10 protein-coding genes and 1 pseudogene are annotated in these 16,700 nt (G+C 66.4%); 3 read left to right on the plus strand and 8 right to left on the minus strand.

The features are described from left to right. The first annotated feature begins 48 nt into the window (after nt 1-48). Nucleotides 49-594 (plus strand): NUDIX hydrolase, encoded by a 546-nt coding sequence (locus tag RV986_RS41385; protein ID WP_475922307.1) that lies wholly within the window; start codon nt 49-51, stop codon nt 592-594. 30 nt (nt 595-624) lie between these two features. Here the strand turns inward: RV986_RS41385 and RV986_RS41390 are convergent, their stop codons facing one another. From RV986_RS41390 to RV986_RS41415, 6 genes and pseudogenes are all read right to left on the minus strand, one after another. Beyond that, nucleotides 625-882, minus strand: coding sequence for a hypothetical protein (locus tag RV986_RS41390; protein ID WP_475922308.1), 258 nt, complete (start codon nt 880-882; stop codon nt 625-627). A 261-nt stretch (nt 883-1,143) separates the two neighbouring features. Then, nucleotides 1,144-1,311 (minus strand): annotated as a pseudogene (locus RV986_RS41395) (3-hydroxyacyl-CoA dehydrogenase family protein); the annotation flags it as partial. 17 nt (nt 1,312-1,328) lie between these two features. Further along, entirely contained in the window at nt 1,329-2,663 is a 1,335-nt protein-coding gene (locus tag RV986_RS41400; RefSeq protein WP_475922309.1) for a tyrosine-type recombinase/integrase, read from the minus strand. A gap of 110 nt (nt 2,664-2,773) precedes the next feature. Further along, nucleotides 2,774-3,043 (minus strand): helix-turn-helix transcriptional regulator, encoded by a 270-nt coding sequence (locus RV986_RS41405; protein WP_261686963.1) that lies wholly within the window; start codon nt 3,041-3,043, stop codon nt 2,774-2,776. Nucleotides 3,044-3,540: 497 nt separating this feature from the next. Then, entirely contained in the window at nt 3,541-3,846 is a 306-nt protein-coding gene (locus RV986_RS41410; protein WP_475922310.1) for a YciI family protein, read from the minus strand. 56 nt (nt 3,847-3,902) lie between these two features. After that, a complete protein-coding gene (locus RV986_RS41415) occupies nt 3,903-4,667 on the minus strand; it encodes a pentapeptide repeat-containing protein (protein WP_475922311.1) in 765 nt (254 codons plus the stop codon). A 411-nt stretch (nt 4,668-5,078) separates the two neighbouring features. On the opposite strand from RV986_RS41415, the gene RV986_RS41420 reads away from it, so the two are divergent. Further along, nucleotides 5,079-6,325 (plus strand): IS3 family transposase gene (locus RV986_RS41420; protein ID WP_475922312.1). Its coding sequence is split into 2 segments (ribosomal slippage): nt 5,079-5,352 and nt 5,352-6,325, totalling 1,248 coding nucleotides; the frame shifts between segments, so codons are not numbered across the junction. Here the strand turns inward: RV986_RS41420 and RV986_RS41425 are convergent. After that, nucleotides 6,322-7,779, minus strand: coding sequence for an IS4 family transposase (locus tag RV986_RS41425; protein WP_475922313.1), 1,458 nt, complete (start codon nt 7,777-7,779; stop codon nt 6,322-6,324). The genes RV986_RS41420 and RV986_RS41425 overlap by 4 nt on opposite strands. A 944-nt stretch (nt 7,780-8,723) precedes the next feature. On the opposite strand from RV986_RS41425, the gene RV986_RS41430 reads away from it, so the two are divergent. Further along, the gene (locus RV986_RS41430; protein ID WP_475922314.1) at nt 8,724-10,985 is read left to right on the plus strand and encodes a glycoside hydrolase family 3 N-terminal domain-containing protein; all 2,262 of its coding nucleotides are present in this window, start codon (nt 8,724-8,726) and stop codon (nt 10,983-10,985) included. Nucleotides 10,986-11,665: 680 nt separating this feature from the next. Here RV986_RS41430 and RV986_RS41435 read toward each other — a convergent pair. Continuing rightward, nucleotides 11,666-16,600, minus strand: coding sequence for an OTU domain-containing protein (locus RV986_RS41435; RefSeq protein ID WP_475922315.1), 4,935 nt, complete (start codon nt 16,598-16,600; stop codon nt 11,666-11,668). Between the last annotated feature and the right edge of the window lie 100 nt (nt 16,601-16,700).

Here is a 16,700-nt window from a genome sequence, read left to right on the forward strand (position 1 = left end):
CGCTCCTGCTGCGATATTGCCATCTACTCGGCGGAAGGTGGCAGAACCGTGCAGTGGACGAAACAGAACGAACAAACTGTGTACGCAAACCGCTGGTTCAGCGTCAATCTCGCAGATGTTGAGCTGCCGGACGGTCGGCACCTCGATCACTTTTTGATACGGCTGCGGCCGGTGGCCGTGGCCACGGTGGTGAACGAGGCCAATGAGGTGCTGCTCCTGTGGCGGCACCGCTTCATCACCGACAGCTGGGGCTGGGAACTCGCCGCGGGTGTCGTCGAGGACGGCGAGGACATCGCCGTCGCGGCGGCACGCGAACTGGAGGAGGAGACCGGCTGGCGACCGGGACCCCTGCGCCATCTGATGAGCGTCGAGCCCTCCAACGGGCTCACCGACGCCCGGCACCACATCTACTGGGCCGACGAAGGCGCGTACATCGGACACCCCGTGGACGACTTCGAGTCCGACCGTCGGGAATGGGTTCCCCTCAAGGTCGTTCCCGACCTGGTCGCTCGCGGCGAGGTCCCGGCCGCCAACATGGCTGCCGCGCTACTCCTCCTGCATCACCTCAGGCTCGGGCAGGACGCGTTGCCCTGATCGATCGGATCCCCCACGGCGTCCGGAACGCTAGTGTCCGAGGGCCTGCCAGACCGCCACGGCGAGCGCGCCCACGGCCGTGAGGGCCGCGATCGCGGGCAGTGGCCAGCGGGTGTGTTCCAGGGCGACGACCCGTGCGCTCAGGTCGTCGACCTCCTTGGCGGTCTGTTCGGCGCGGTGGCTGAGCAGGGCATGGCCTCCCTCGACGCGTGCGTAGGCCACGTCGAGGCGACGGCGTAACTCTGCGAGTTCTCCTTGGACCACGGGATGCTCCGGGTCGGCGGTCACGTGTCCGCTCCTTTCCGTAGTCGTCACATCCCTTGGATGCGCACGGAAAGTCAACTCGCCTGGTGGACGCGTGGGGAGCGTGTGCGAGGGGCATATGCGAGCCCGGCACGCACACGGCGTGTGAATGAAGCGGGCCCGGCACCGAAAGGGGTGCCGGGCCCGCGTGCGCCTGAGTCTCACCGTATGCGACCAGGCGACCGTACGAAATGGGGCGGACGTACGGAATCGGGCGGCCGTACGGAATCGGGCAGTTGTGTGGAATCAGGCGTAGGTGTAGAAGCCCGAGCCCGACTTCCGGCCGAGCCGGCCCGCGTCCACCATGCGCTGGAGCAGCGGGGGAGCAGCGGGGGAGCAGCGGGGGAGCAGCGGGGGAGCGGCGTACAGGGGCTCCTTGTACTCCTCGTACACGTTGTCAGTGTACGCGATTACCGCTGCCACCTGCGGTTTCATGGCCTGCTTCGGGCCTGTGGGGCGCCCAGGGACTTCTCAGGGACATTCGGTTGTGGATCTTGATCGAACCACTCGTCCATGGCGGCGAGGCCCCGCTTGCCCGCCCCGGGCATGAAGTGAGCGTAGTGCGTCAGCGTGGTCTGCGGCGAGGCATGCCCGAGCCACTCCGACACGCTCACGATCGACTCGCCGGCCTCGAGCTGGGTACTCGCGTACGTGTGCCGGAGGACGTGGAACATGTCCCCGCGGGAGAGTTCGTAGACGGGGTACCGACGGCTGCGACCTCCGTACGTCTCAGCTTTCTCGCCGACCTTCTTCACGACACCGGCCGCCGCGAGTGCGGGCCGCCAGCTTCGCTTGCTCCACATCGAGTAGTTGATTCGATTGGCCTGCGGGGAGCTCAGGACCAGCCGGACGCTGATCGGTTTACGCTGTCGCGCTTCCAGCTCGGTCGTCGGCGGCTCAGGGTTGCGCCACGGGAGGGTGCAGGAGATTGAAGGGAAGCGGCGCAGGTGGTCCTGGACACGCTTGGCGAGGTTGAGGGAGAGGGGAACGTCTCGCGTCTTGCCGCCCTTGGGCAGGCAGAAGTACGGCCTTCCTTTGAAGTCCCACTGCAGCTGTCGGCGGACGCGTATGACACCGGCATCGAAGTCCAGGTCCTCCTCGCCGAGTCCGAACGCCTCGCCTTGGCGCAGGCCGAGGCCGACACCGAGGTCCACCGCGATGCGGTATCGATCCTGGAGGGCCGCCCGGACGGCATCCACGGTCGGCCCGGCCCATGCCTTGGCCTTCCTTTTCGCGGGTTTGGGCGCCTTGACAGTCCGGCTGGCCTTGCAGGGGTTCTTGACCAGGCGGCCGTCGTCTACAGCGGCTTCGAGGATCGTGGAAAGGTGGATCCAGATCACCTGGGCCGTGGACGCCTCGACCCGTGTCAGCAGCTGGGCCTTCCAGACGCGCAGCACGGCAGCGTCGATGTCCCGGAGCGCCGTTGCACCCAGGAACGGGATGATGTGGTTCCAGATCTTGCTGCGCATAGGGGCGGCGGTCGACGGTTCGTCTGATCGGCTCGGCCACCAGTGCTTCTCGATGTACGGGGCGAGGGGGATCGCCCCGTCTCGGGGGTCGACGAATTCGCCACGTGTGGTGTCGGTCTGCGCCTTGGCGAGCCACTGCTTCGCGTCCTCGCTCGTGTCGAACGAGCGGTCCCGGACGCCCAGGATGCCCTTTACCCGGTAGCGCTTGCCCTGGCCCCACAGGGCAGTTCGCTCCCGCTTACCGGTGTCCTTGTTGGGCTTCTTCTTGAGCCAGCGGTCTTCTATGTACCCCGCCAAGGGAATGTTCTCCTATGAACTCAGTTGCGTATGGTCGTATGGCATGGTGGGAAGTCGCGTGCCGGGAATCCGAAAGATCGACGCACCGTCTTCCGGCTCGTGGGTAGCCTTCAAGGAGTGCGTACTGCGCGCTTCATCGGCTTCTGGGTGAGAGGATTGAGAGCATCGTTGGAACGTGAATCCGCCTGCTCCTGCGCTATGACCCACTCATTGAGCGCCGAGATCCTGTACATGACGCGGCGGCCCATGCGGAAGCTCGGCGGACCTTGCCGTCGGTGACGCCAGACATACAGGGTGTTCGGTGAAATGCCAAGGTATTCGGCGGCCTTGTTCAGGTTCAAGAACGCGGCTTCATGCGTGGATGCGATCTGGTCGTGCATCTCCGGTCTCCAGGGTCAGAAACGTTGATGCCATCACGATCCGGAGAAGTCTGGGCTTGGTGAAACCGGAAAATTCTGGTAGCGCGCGTATTGGCTGCCTCAGGGGGTGCTGAGGTGTGACTGTTGATCTCGGGCGTAGCAGTCCAAGGCGCTGGATCATCCTCTCGTTGAGCTGCGGTTTTGCCAGCACCCGTACGTTGGCATGGTGTCCGCGCAGGTCTCAAGTCGTGGGCGTCTGCCGTAGGCGAACTGCCGTGAGCGTCAGCGACGGGTGAAGCGGCAGCGGACTGATAGCCGCGGAATTGCCGTGATGTGGCCGCCGGTCGGTCCACGTGTTCTCCGCGCAGGCGGAGGTGCGTACGGCGATCCGGACGCGGACTACGGGCGCTGGTCGGACGCTGCCGTCGCCCCCGGAATGCCGGGAACGCGGGGCCGGTATCTCGTGATCGCCCACAAGCGTTGACGGCCCGACACCCGCTGCTCACCGAAAATCGGCGCTACTTGTGCAGCCCGACGAAGGACGGGCCGACGCGCACCGGCTTTACCTCGATGGTCCGCCAGACGTCCCCGACGACATATGGCTCGATCTCGAGCCAGGCGTCCAGTTCGGCCCTCGACGGGTACTCCAGGACGATCATGGACCCGATCATCCGGTCCTTGTCGTCGAGGATGGCGGTACCGAAGAGCATGTGGCCTTCAGCGACGAGCTCGTCGCCCAGCGCGATGTGCGCTTCACGTGCGGCCAGGCGTCGGTCCAGGGCGCCTTCGTCCGTGCCGTCGTAGGCGATGAGCATGAACTGCATGGGTTCCTCCTTGTTTTGCGATCGGGCACATCGTGGTGGACGGAGCCGGAACACGCTCACGTCGGCGCGCCGACGACGGCCTGTGGCGAGAAGCCGGCGGGCCAGCGTGTCGTCTCGTCCCAGGTGGTGGTCGAGTCCATGCGGATGTTGTCCAGGAGGCAGCCGGTCAGATCGGCGCCGCGCAGCACTGCTCCCCGCAGGTCCGCCTCGGTGAGGTCGGAGTGGGCCAGGTTGGCCCCGGCCAGGTCGGCGGCCCGCAGGATCGCCTGGGCCATGTCTGCATGATGGAGCTGGGCGTCCTGGAGACGGGTCCTGGTGAAGTCGGTCATCTCGATCACGGCCTCGGACAGATCGGCATTGTTGCAGTTGCAGTCGGTCAGGTTGGCCCGCGAGAGGTTGGCCTTGCGGAGGTTTGCGCCGACCAGGTCGGCTCCGTGGAGGTCCTGGCCCTCGAGCACGATGTCGTGGAGGTTTGCGTCCCGCAGACGTGCTTCGACGAGCGCCCCTTCGGCGAGCCAGCCGCGGACGTCCAGTTCGAGGACCGCTCGGAGGGCGAGGCCGTGGTCCGTGCTGCTTGCTTCGCGTACAAGTTGCTGGCGCAGCCTGAGGGACTCACGCCGTTCGGCCAGGCGGTCGATCATCAGGACGGTGACAGCGACAGCGACGAGCTCCGCGCCCACCGAAGTGCCGATATCGCTGACCAGACCCGACCAGCTCCAGCCCTTGGCAGAGATGTGGCCGACCACGATTCCGACGAGCCCGGCAGCCATGATCAGACCGCCGATGGCCGTCGAGGAGAGCGGACCGCGATGACTGGACATCAGCCGCTCCAGGGAAGTGGATTGGGCCCGCCCACCCATGCGGGGTCGGGTTCGGGGACGGTCAGGGCCAGCCGGAAGGTGATGTAGTAGTTGCGGTTCGAAGGGATGTGCGCGTTGCGGCACGCGGACCGGGCATAACGCGCTCCGAGGTTCCAGCAGCCTCCGCGCAGGACTCGCCGGTCGCCGGCCTGGGGACCATGGGGATCCGATTCCGCTGCAGAGTCGTAGCTTTTTGTTTAACCTCGCCGGGTCACCCGACCTGCTGATCTTGGTTTCTTCCTGAGACAGCAGGACGGCCGTTCTTCACGCTTCGAGGTGTCGAGCAACGTCGCGTGAAGGAACGGCCGCTGTGAAGAGTGAACCGTTCCGGGTTTGATCGAGGCTCGATCTTTTGGAAGGATCGAGTCCGTTATGGCGAAGCAATACCCGAAGGAGCTCAAGGAGCGGGCCGTGCGTCTGGTCCTGGAGACGCGTGATCAGTACAAGACGGAGTCCGCGGCGATCCGGTCGATCGGAGCGAAGCTCGACATCGGGCCGGAGTCCCTGCGGAACTGGGTGCGTCAGGCCGAGGTCGACGCCGGTGCCCGGACCGGGACCACGACCGAGGAATCCGCCCAGCTCAAAGCGCTCAAGAAAGAGGTCGCCGAGCTGAAGCGGGCGAACGAGATCCTGAAGGCCGCAGCGAGTTTCTTCGCGGCCGAGCTCGACCGGCCACACACACGCTCGTAGCGTTCATCGACGAGCACCGGGACCGCTTCGGCGGAGTCGAGCCGATCTGCAGGACGCTCACCGAGCACGACTGCAGCATCCACCCGTCCACCTATTACGCGTACAAGAAACGTCCCACGTCGGCCCGTGCCCTGCGAGACGCGGAACTGGCGCCGCTGATCGTCAGCATCTACCAGGACAACTACAGCGTCTACGGAGCCCGCAAGATCTGGGCCGAGCTCAAGCGCCAGGGCCATCAGGTGGCCCGGTGCACCGTCGAGCGGCTGATGAAGGCCGAGGGCCTGGTCGGGGCGGTGCGCGGCAAGAAGGTCGTCACCACCCAAGTGGCGGACAGGGACGCCGAGCGGGCTCCGGACCGGCTCAGCAGGCAGTTCGTGGCCAGTGCTCCGAACCGGGTATGGGTCGCGGACTTCACCTACGTGGCCACCTGGTCCGGCACTGTCTACGTCGCCTTCGTCGTCGACACCTTCTCCCGCCGGATCGTCGGCTGGTCCGCAGCGACGAACAAGCAGACCCCGCTGGTGCTGTCCGCACTGGAAATGGGGCTGTGGCAGCGTGACCGGGCCGGAAACCCCGTCACCGCAAGGGAGTTGATCCACCACTCCGATGCCGGATCGCAGTACACCAGCTTCCGGCTCGCCACCCACCTGGCCGCCGAACAGATCGCCGCGTCCATCGGCACCGTCGGGGACGCCCTCGACAACGCCCTGATGGAATCGACCATCGGGCTCTACAAAACCGAGCTCATCAAGCCGCAGCGGCCCTGGAAAGCCCTGAGCAACGTCGAGTTGGCCACCGCTGAGTACGTCGATTGGTACAACCACCGTCGACTCCACGGTGAGATCGGCCACGTCCCACCCGCCGAATACGAAACCACCCACTACCAGAACACGCAAAAACAGCAGGTCACAGCAATGCCGGTGATTTAGGGTGTTTTCGCAGGTGAGGATAGGTGTCCTGGGTTCCCTGTGACTTTGAGTGAGTAGCTGACTTGGCTCGGAGGGCGGGGTTCGTCCCGGCGTTTGGCTTCGAAGGTGTTCCTCGGTGGCTTCTTCAGTCGTTGGCAGCGGCGGTCACGGCGTGAGGGCAGGAGGTCGTTGAGGAGTTCCTGGACTGCTTCGAGTCGGGCGGCGCACAGGGTCTGCGGGTTCGCTGCGGTCTGTCCGGCGGTCGTGAGCCGGGCGAGCTGCACCGTCGTGGTGAAGGAGATCCGGTCGGGATCGACCTCGCCCTGTTCGGCTGCGTGGACTTTGAGCGCGCATAGTGCCTGGTAGACGGTGAGGAGTGCGTAGATCTCCTGGCAGATGAGCTCGGGGGTCTTGGAGCGCAGGATGAAGCCGGCGCCGCGCAGCCGGTTTTTGAGTTCGGCGAAGCCGTTCTCGATCTCCCAGCGTTGGTGGTAGAGCTGGGCCAACTGCCGTGCGGGCGCCTGCCGGTGGTCGAGCAGGCTGGTCGCCAGGCGGAACTTCTCCACCTGGGCCGGCCTGTCCTGGGACCGGACGGTCACGGTGTAGTCGATGATGCGCACGAGGTGTCCTTCGGGCAGTCCCGTCGGGGTGCGGCCGTGGAAGCGGGCGTTGCCCAGGCGCTGGCCCTCGGCGGGGGTGGGCATGACGGACACGTACGAGCCGTCGGGCAGAACCCACAGGGGTGGCAGGACGAGGTTCTTCTTGATCCGCCAGGCGAGGTGGCAGCCGGTCGCCTCGACCAGGCCCCACAGTTCATGGCCGGCGAAGTTGCGGTCGGCCAGCAGCAGCATGCCGGGCCGCAGGGAGGCGAGCAGGCGGCGGGCGAGCTTGTGCTCGCTGAATCTGGCGATCGAGTCGAAGGCCGCGTCGATGATGGCGTGGGTGCCGCATTCGATCAGGGCCATAAGCCTGACCTGAGGGTTTCCGCTCTTGTTGGTGCCGTCGCGGCCGGTGAATCCGAACGCGGCGGCATTCCCCGGGGTGTCCGGCACGTCCAGCGCGGTGCCGTCCCAGGCGACCAGCCGCAGGCCGAAGGCGAACGCTCCCGGGGTCGCGGGTGTCGCCTGGGCGCCGCACCGGCGTTCGAAGAGCGCCTGGAACGGCTTGTCGCCCAGGCGCTGGCGGGCTCTGGTGAGGGCCGAACTGGTGGGCAGGCGCTGGACGAGGCCGCCGGGCAGGTGCCGCAGTTTCTCGGTCAGGGCTCGCAGGACCACCCGGTATCCCGGTGGCCCGGCACTGTCGGAGCTGCTGAACAAGCACAGGGCCAGGACGAAGTAGACCACCGCGCGGGCTGGCAGAAGCCTGCGACGGCACTCTGCCCTTCCGGTCAACTCCAGTACCTCGTCGACCACTTCGGGGGTGATCTCCTCAGTGAGTACGCCGAGCCGGATCCGGTCGCCGAACTGCGGCTCCAACCGCCTACGGGGACTTCGAGGAGACATCGGACGGGGCGTCGGCATGACGATTGAGGCAGCAGTGATGGCAGACTGAGCGCCCAACGGGACTCCCTTGCAGACAGTCGGATCTTGGTCGATCTTCTGTCCTACCGGGAGCCCCGTTGCCATGTCCCGAGATCATCTGGCGCATCATCAGATCGGGGCGAATCTCTGCATGCGCCCCAGGGGCCTACGCACCCAAAATCACCATCCGTATGGCGCCCACCTGCACCGATGCACTAAATCACCGGCATTGCAGGTCACAGCCACAATCTAGAGTCTCTACCGAACCCGGAACGGTTCAGGCGAGGTGTAGGAGGGCTTGGGCGTGGGTCTTTCCGCGGGCCCGGCGTTGTTCGTGTCCGGACGGGCTGATCCGCCTTCCTATTCGGCCCTTTTGGCGGACTGACTGCTCAAAAGACCTTGGTGGGCATCGTACGGTGTTGGTCGTCCGGCCGCCCCAGGCAAATCCCCCCGTCCCGGGGCGGCCGGTCGGCCGCCCCGGGATCTCACCCCATGACCCGGGGAGGCCGGCTTCCCCGGAGAAAACAGGGGAAGGTCCCGCGATCGGTATGCCGAGCGGCTGCGGGCGCCGAGTGGCCCAACCAGTGGACGGGGCATGACGCAAGAGCATGTCAGCCGTCATCCCCAGCCGTCTCTCGCGTGAAGCCGTCCTCGCGGCGCGAGTTCGCTGAGCTCACTCACGGTCCGCAGGATCAGTTTGTCCGCGGAGCCCCAACAGCGCCGCACCGCCTTATCCCCGCAGTGAGCTGCTCACCCGGCACCTTCTCCAGCACGTCCCGCAATTCGTCCCCATAGACGGTGACCGGTCCAGCGGTCCCGGCCGGGGCGGCCAGGCTCACTGATCGGCTCCCCGGTTCTCTCAGCCATGGTTTCCCCGGCAGTTCACCCTAGGAGAGCGTATGCAACTGCCCAGCGTCGCTCGGTGGCGCGGCAGGCTGTTGGTGGCCGCGTCGTTGATGCTTGTGATCCCTACTCTGACCGCCGGCCCGGCTGCGGCTGCGGCTGCGGTGCCGCCATACGAGGACCCGAGCCAGCCGGTGTCCGTCCGGGTCGAGGACCTGCTCAGCCGGATGTCCCTGGACGAGAAGATCGGCCAGATGACCCAGGCCGAGCGTAAGTCGGTCACCAACGCCGACATCACCGACTACCGCCTCGGCTCGCTCCTGTCCGGCGGAGGCTCGGCGCCCTCACCCAACACCGCGACAGCCTGGGCCGACATGTACGACTCGTTCCAGGGCGCGGCGCTGGCCACTCCGCTTGGCATTCCCATGATGTACGGCGTGGATGCGGTACACGGCCACAACAACGTGTACGGAGCGACGATCTTCCCGCACAACATCGGCCTCGGCGCCACCCGTGATCCCGCCCTGGCACAGAGCATCGGCCGGGCCACCGCGGAGGAGGTCTCCGGTACAGGGATCGACTGGGACTTCTCCCCGTGCGTGTGCGTGGTGCGCAACGACCGGTGGGGCAGGACGTATGAGTCGTTCGGCGAGACCCCCGACATCGCCACGTCGATGACCAGGATGATCACCGGGTTGCAGGGCTCCAAGCTCTCCGATTCCGGCTCGGTCATGGCCACCGCCAAGCACTTCGTCGGTGACGGCGGCACCACGGACGGCGTGGACGAGGGCGACACCGCACTGAGCGAGACGGAACTGCGGGCCACCCACCTGGCGCCGTTCCGCGAGGCCGTCGCCAAGAACGTCGGCTCGGTCATGATCTCGTACAGCAGTTGGAACGGCGTGAAGATGCACGCCAACCACTACCTCATCACCGATGTACTCAAGGGTGAGCTGGATTTCTCGGGCATCGCCATCTCGGACTGGGACGGCATCGACCAGATCGACGGGCAGACCGGCTTCACCGCCGACGAGGTCGACACCGCGATCAACGCAGGCATCGACATGGTCATGGTCCCGGACCAGTGGAAGTTGTTCGTCTCCACCCTCAAGAGCGAGGTCCAGGCCGGCCGGGTGCCGATGTCCCGCATCGACGACGCCAACCGCCGGATTCTCACCAAGAAGTTCGAACTCGGTCTGTTCGAACACCCCTATACCGACCGCAACTACACCGGCACGGTGGGCAGTTCGGCCCACCGTGCGATCGCTCGTCAGGCGGTGAGGGAGTCCCAGGTCATGCTGAAGAACAAGTGGGGCATCCTGCCGCTGCCGAAGACCGCGGGCAAGATCTTCGTCGCAGGCAAGAGCGCCGACGACATCGGCCAGCAGAGCGGCGGCTGGACCATGTCGTGGCAGGGCCAGAGCGGCAACGTCACCCCGGGTACGACGATCCTGCAAGGCATCCGCAATACGGTGTCACCGTCCACCACGGTCACCTATGACCGCTACGGGAGCGGTATCGACGGCAGTTACAACGCCGCCATCGCCGTGGTGGGAGAGACCCCGTACGCGGAGTACAAGGGCGACCGGCCCGGCTCGATGGCCCTGGACAACGAGGACCTGTCCACCCTCGCCACCCTGGAGGCTTCGGGCGTGCCGGTGGTCGTGGTCATGGTCTCGGGACGGCCGCTCGACATCGCGAGCGAACTGCCCAAGTGGGACGCCCTCGTCGAAGCATGGCTTCCGGGGACCGAGGGTGCCGGGGTCGCGGATGTGCTCTTGGGGGACTACAACCCCACGGGCACGCTGCCGGTGACCTGGATGCAGAGCGCGGACCAGCAGCCCATCAACGTCGGCGACGGCAAGACACCGCTGTTCGCCTACGGGGCGGGTGACCGGTTTCCAGCGACTCAGAGCCCGTACAACGTCATCGGTGCTTCCTACTACGACGATCAGCAAGGGACCGGCCTGGAGCACTGCAGCGACACAGGCTGCGGCCAGGACGTCGGCTGGATCGCCGCGGGCGACTACGTCGGCTACTACGACGTGGACTTCGGTTCGTCGTCGCCCACCAGTGTCCTCACCAGGACAGCCTCCGCTTCCGGTGTGAGCGGGTCGTTCGAGTACCACCTCGACAGCCCGACAGGTCCTTTGCTGGCCACCGTGCCCATCAGCAACACCGGTGGCTGGCAGTCCTGGACGAATCAAACGGTGAACCTGACCAGGTCCGCCACCGGCGTGCACAAGCTGTATGTGGTGGCCGGCGGAGGTGGCGGCACCGACCTCGGTAACATCAACTGGTTCCAGTTCAACCACTGAAATCACCGGGCGACGGACGGATGGTGGATCACGGTGGCGTGTGCGTCAACGTGAACTCACCGGTTAGAAGCGGAGGTTACTCGCTTTCCTGATACCGCCGGCTGTGACGGGCCATCCCGCGTCGAGGACCGCGAGATCATCAACGGTGTGGTCCACAAGACCCGCACCGGGGGAGCGGGCCGTCGGCACACGCGGGCAGCCGGGACAACGTACGGGAAATCACGGGGCCGGGTGGTCGCCGAGCCTTTCACCCGGGACGCGAAGACCCCGCAGACCGGGCAGGCCCTGGCCGAGTCGTCTGCCGTGGCCAGGTGGACCCGGCGCCCACCGTCCTCGCACCGCTCGACCCGCATGACGGACACCCCGTCGAGGTCCAGCAGCAACGTCGTATCGTTGACCAAGCCCGTGGCTCCCCAGTGATCCTTCTGCGTCGAGAACAGAAATGATCACCCAGGACCACGGGCGTCCTGCATCCAGGGCCAACAACCACCCCACCCATCACAAGGCGTGACGGACGGTCAGCGCGCACCAGACGCGCACCGCTCAAGTTCAAAGACGCACCAAACCTCGCGGCAGCCATCACAAGCCGCAAAGCTGCATAAGCGCCAAGCTTAGGGACGGCAAGGTGGTGGCATGGCGTCCTTCTGCTGGACCCCGTTCGTCAACGGCGTTCTCCACCCTCACAGCGGCCCGCTCTTACCGGTCATGAGCGTCCGAAACACCTCGTCCGAGCGCCCGGTGTGCTGCTGCCCGCTCTCACTGGGGGCTGGGTTGTCCCCGTTCGGCGTCTGGTCCGTCAGGCTCTGGGAGACACCCTGGTCTCCCTCCATGTCCACGTCCGACCCGTCCGGCTGTGACGTGGTGGCGGGTACCTGCGTGGCGGCCGGCCTGTGGTCCGTGGCGGGCAGTGTGTCGGTTTCCATGTCGTCATCGGGCAGCAGTGAGTCGAGAAGCGCGGGGGCCGCAGAGTCCAATGCCTGTTCTGTGGCCTCTTCGGGAAGCCGGACCTTGTAGTGGTTTTGCTCCGAGTTCAGGATCAGATGGAGCGTGGGGGTGACCGTCGAGGGGTCGGTCATGCCCAGCGGCGGCAGGAGCAGCCTGTAGCCCCTGTCCGGGTGGCGGGCGTCTACCACTTCCAGCTCGATGGGCTTGTCGATGGCCCAGGCGATGACCGGGGAGATCAGGTCGTCGGCCTCGTTGTTCCACCGGCCGCTGGTCGCGATGGTATCGAGGAGTTCGTCGATGTTCGTGCCGAAGGTTTGGGCGTGCTCGGTCACCCGGGCCAGGTTCTGTGGGTCCAGGATCCAGTTCGTCACCCGGTGGCGCAGCTCCAGGGCGGTCTCGGTGGTGGCCTCGAGGCCCAACCCCACGTTGACCGCGTGGAACAGGCAATCACCATCCCGCGGCACGTCGACCACCCGACCGTGTACTGCCTGGCCGGCGGGGGCAGGCTGCTGGCCGACGCCCACCTCGTCCGGATGTGACGGCGTACCCGGCGGCTGCTCCGTCGCAGACCCCTCCAGCCGCCGTCGCTTAGCCGCCGGCTGTTCAGCGGTGGTACCAGCCTGCGGCTCCCCGGCCCTCCTGTCCTTTTCGCGGGCCTCAGCGACTAGCTTGTCGATCTGCTCGGCGATGTACGCACGAGGCCTCTTTCTGCTCCGTCGCCAGGCAGTCACCTCATTCCCGCCGACAGGTTCGTCCTCCTCTGATGTCTGAAGCCGAGCGGCCACCTCCTGGTCCGTGTACCCCATCCGCTTCAGGGACCTCAACGAAACCCCGACGTCGCGGCGGCCACGCGCCCGCAGGTTCCGGGGCGGCGGCACATTGAACGCCCCGCGATCTTCGTTGTATCCGTTATCGCGGGCTAGTTTGTGGATCTGGTCGGCGATCTCCTTGAGCGGCGCCGTCTTGCCCCACCGCCAGAGATTCACCGTGTTCCGGGCAACCAGTGTGCCGTCTGCCTTCTTGAGCTGAGCGGCCAGGAACTCGTCCGTGTGCCCCTTCTCGTACAGGAAGGACAGCGGAGCCCAGACGTATTCGCCGTTGCCGGGTCTGTGTGTCCGCAGGTTCCGGTCCGGCGGCGTATTGACCACTCCGCCCGTGTAGCCGGCGTCGGCGGCTAGTTTGTGGATCTGGTCGGCGATCTCCTTGGGCGCCGTCGTCTTGCCCCACCGACAGGCATTCACCGTGTTCCGGGCAACCAGTGTGCCGTGTGGCTTCTTGAGCTGAGCGGCCAGGAACTTGTCCGTGTGCCCCTTCTCGTGCAGGAAGGACAGCGGAGCCCAGACGTAGACGCCGGCGTCCTGCGTCCGCAGGTCTTGGAGCGGCGGCGTATTGACCACTCCGCCCGTGTAGCCGGCGTCGGCGGCTAGTTTGTGGATCTGGTCGGCGATCTCCTTGGGCGTCGCCCTATACCTGCCCACTCGCCAGGCAGCCACCGTGGGCCGGGGAACCAGTGTGCCGTCTGGCTTCTTGAGCTGAGCGGCCAGGAACTTGTCCGTGTGCCCCTTCTCGTACAGGAAGGACAGCGGAGCCCAGACGTATTCGCCGTTGCCGGGTCTGTGTGTCCGCTGTGTCCGCAGGTTCCGGTCCCGCGGCGTATTGACCACTCCGCCCGTGTAGCCGGCGTCGGCGGCTAGTTTGTGGATCTGGTCGGCGATCTCCTTGGGCGCCCTCGTCTTGCCCCACCGCCAGACATTCACCGTGTTCCGGGCAACCAGTGTGCCGTGTGGCTTCTTGAGCTGAGCGGCCAGGAACTTGTCCGTGTGCCCCTTCTCGTACAGGAAGGACAGCGGAGCCCAGACGTAGACGTCCTGCGTCCGCAGGTTCCGGTCCGGCGGCGTATTGACCACTCCGCCCGTGTAGCCGGCGTCGGCGGCTAGTTTGTGGATCTGGTCGGCGATCTCCTTGGGCGCCGTCGTCTTGCCCCACCGCCAGACATTCACCCTGGTCCGGGGATACAGTGTGCCGTCTGCCTTGTTGAGCTGAGCGGCCAGGAACTCGTCCCTGTGCCCCTTCTCGTGCAGGAAGGACAGCGGAGCCCAGACGTATTGGCGGCCGGGTTTAGGAGTTGCGGGCGTCGTACCGTCGGGCTCGATCGCAGGCTCGGCGGTTGGGTCCATGGGGCCATTCCGAGTATGGTCCGGGTCCTGCGCGGGCAGCGCCTCCGGGGCCGCCTGGCTGGGAAAGAGTTCTGGGTCGAACCATTCCTCGGGTACCTCCGCGTCGTCCTCCTTGTCCTCGTCGTCCGCGACGGTTGGTGTGGGTGGTGCCACGCTCTGTACGGCGTCCTCGTTCCGGCCCTCCGCGATGTCGGTGCCGGTCGTCTGGCTGGCAGGGGCCTGGGCCGGGGGTTCGAGGTGCGGCTGTGTGTCCGGCGAGCCCGGCTCGGCTATGAGGGCCAAGGCCTCATGGATCTGAAGTTCGTCGTAGTCCGTGACGCCATTGGGGGCTCTGGTGTTCCCCTCCGGGGGCAGCGCGACGTCGGATCCCGCGAGCTCCATGTCGAAGTCGACCTCCATGTCGAAGTCGACCTCCGTGTCGAAGTCGAGGTCCGTGTCGGAGTCGTCGGTCGGGTTGTGGGGTGCGCGGGGTGCGATGGCGGAGGGTGGCCGGTGGTCGGGGCCGCCTGGTTTCCGGACTCCGCCGCGGTTGTCGTGGTGGAGGTAGGGGGCGAGGACGTCGGAGATTTGCTGGCGGTGGTCGTCGGTGAGGACGAAAACGTGTTCGTCGGTGAGCGTGCGGGGGAAGTCGCCCATCAGGCTGAGCTGTCCCTGGTCCAGTACCTGTTCGGCGCGTCCGCCTGGGGTGAGCAGGACGTGGTTGCCGGGTTGGTCGTCCCGCGGGCCGAAGCCGTGGAGGATTTCGTGGAGGTGTACGACCGCGGGGGAATCGGTGTACAGGGCGTTTTGATGCGTCTGGCCTTCCTCCGGCGTGCCCTCATAGCCTTTGGGCTTGCCGTTGTGGACCTCGATTACGGTGTGCGCGTTCTCCTTTGAGTCGACGAACTCCACGGCGAGCTGCAGGACAGGACCGGTTGCCACCCCGTCGGGGTCGTCGGTCCGACGCAGGCGGTCGTGCGGCTGGTTCACCCACCGGTCCAGTGCCTGGGACAGGTTGTGCTTCAGCGCGGTCACCTGTTCGGGTGTTGCGTCCTGGACGTCGAGGTGGACCCGCCGGCGCAGGTGGAGGGTTTCCTGCCCTTGGGGATCGTGGTGCAACTGCCAGGTGTAGCCGACCTCTGTCCACTCCGACGACTTCTCAGGCGCCCGCAGGGCAGGCCGCCATGCCTGAACAGGCTCCCCGTCGTCGCCCTCGACCTCGACATACTGTCCACCCTCCGCGGTGATCTCGAACGCGTTACGGAAGGGAATCGACCGCCAGGTCCGTACCTCGCCGGAACGTACCGGTTCGCCGGGAAGGGGTTCAGGGTCCGCCAGGGCGGGTCCGTCATCACTGGGCGGGCCGTCCCAGCCCATGAGCGCCGCCGCGACCTCGTCCACGCGCGACGAAAGGACCTCGTCGTCCCGCGGGTCGAAGCCGTGGAGGATTTCGTGGAGGTGTACGACCGCGGGGGAATCGGTGTACAGGGCGTTTTGATGCGTCTGGCCTTCCTCCGGCGTGCCCTCATAGCCTTTGGGCTTGCCGTTGTGGACCTCGATTACGGTGTGCGCGTTCTCCTTTGAGTCGACGAACTCCACGGCGAGCTGCAGGACAGGACCGGTTGCCACCCCGTCGGCGTCGTCGGTCCGACGCAGGCGGTCGTGCGGCTGGTTCACCCACCGGTCCAGTGCCTGGGACAGGTTGTCCTTCAGCGCGGTCACCTGTTCGGGTGTTGCGTCCTGGACGTCGAGGTGGACCCGCCGGCGCAGGTGGAGGGTTTCCTGCCCTTGGGGATCGTGGTGCAACTGCCAGGTGTAGCCGACCTCTGTCCACTCCGACGACTTCTCAGGCGCCCGCAGGGCAGGCCGCCATGCCTGAACAGGCTCCCCGTCGTCGCCCTCGACCTCGACATACTGTCCACCCTCCGCGGTGATCTCGAACGCGTTACGGAAGGGAATCGACCGCCAGGTCCGTACCTCGCCGGAACGTACCGGTTCGCCGGGAAGGGGTTCAGGGTCCGCCAGGGCGGGTCCGTCATCACTGGGCGGGCCGTCCCAGCCCATGAGCGCCGCCGCGACCTCGTCCACGCGCGACGAAAGGACCTCGTTCGAGTGCGCGGTGTGCTGCTGCCCGCTCTCACTGGGGGCTGGGTTGTCCCCGTTCGGCGTCTGGTCCGTCAGGCCCTGGGAGGCACTGTGGGGCGTCTGGTTCGGGTCGCTGCCGTCCAGTTGCGCCGGGATATCCCCGCCCCCGCCCTCCACGCGGGTCGAAGGCGGAAGGCCGAGCTCCTGGAATTCCTCAAAGAGATTCTGTTCAGGGTCGGTGTGCTCCTGGCCGCCGGTTAGGCCGGTCGGGGGGGTGTCTTCCCGCTCGCCCTGACTGTCGTCCGGTATGAGGTACTCCCCAAACCCCATCACGTCGAAGTCGTCGATCATGTCGGAGTTGTCGGTCGGGTTGTGGGGTGTGCGGGGCGCGAGGGCGGAGGACGGATCGGCGTCGGTGGTTGTGGTCACCGGGCTGGCGGACCGAGGATCACCATCCTCCTGAGAGCGAGTCGAACCGGTCGAACCGGTCGAACGAGAGGAACTGGTCGGGGGCGACGATGGCTGCAGG

The sequence above is a fragment of the Streptomyces sp. RLA012 genome (assembly GCF_056270325.1).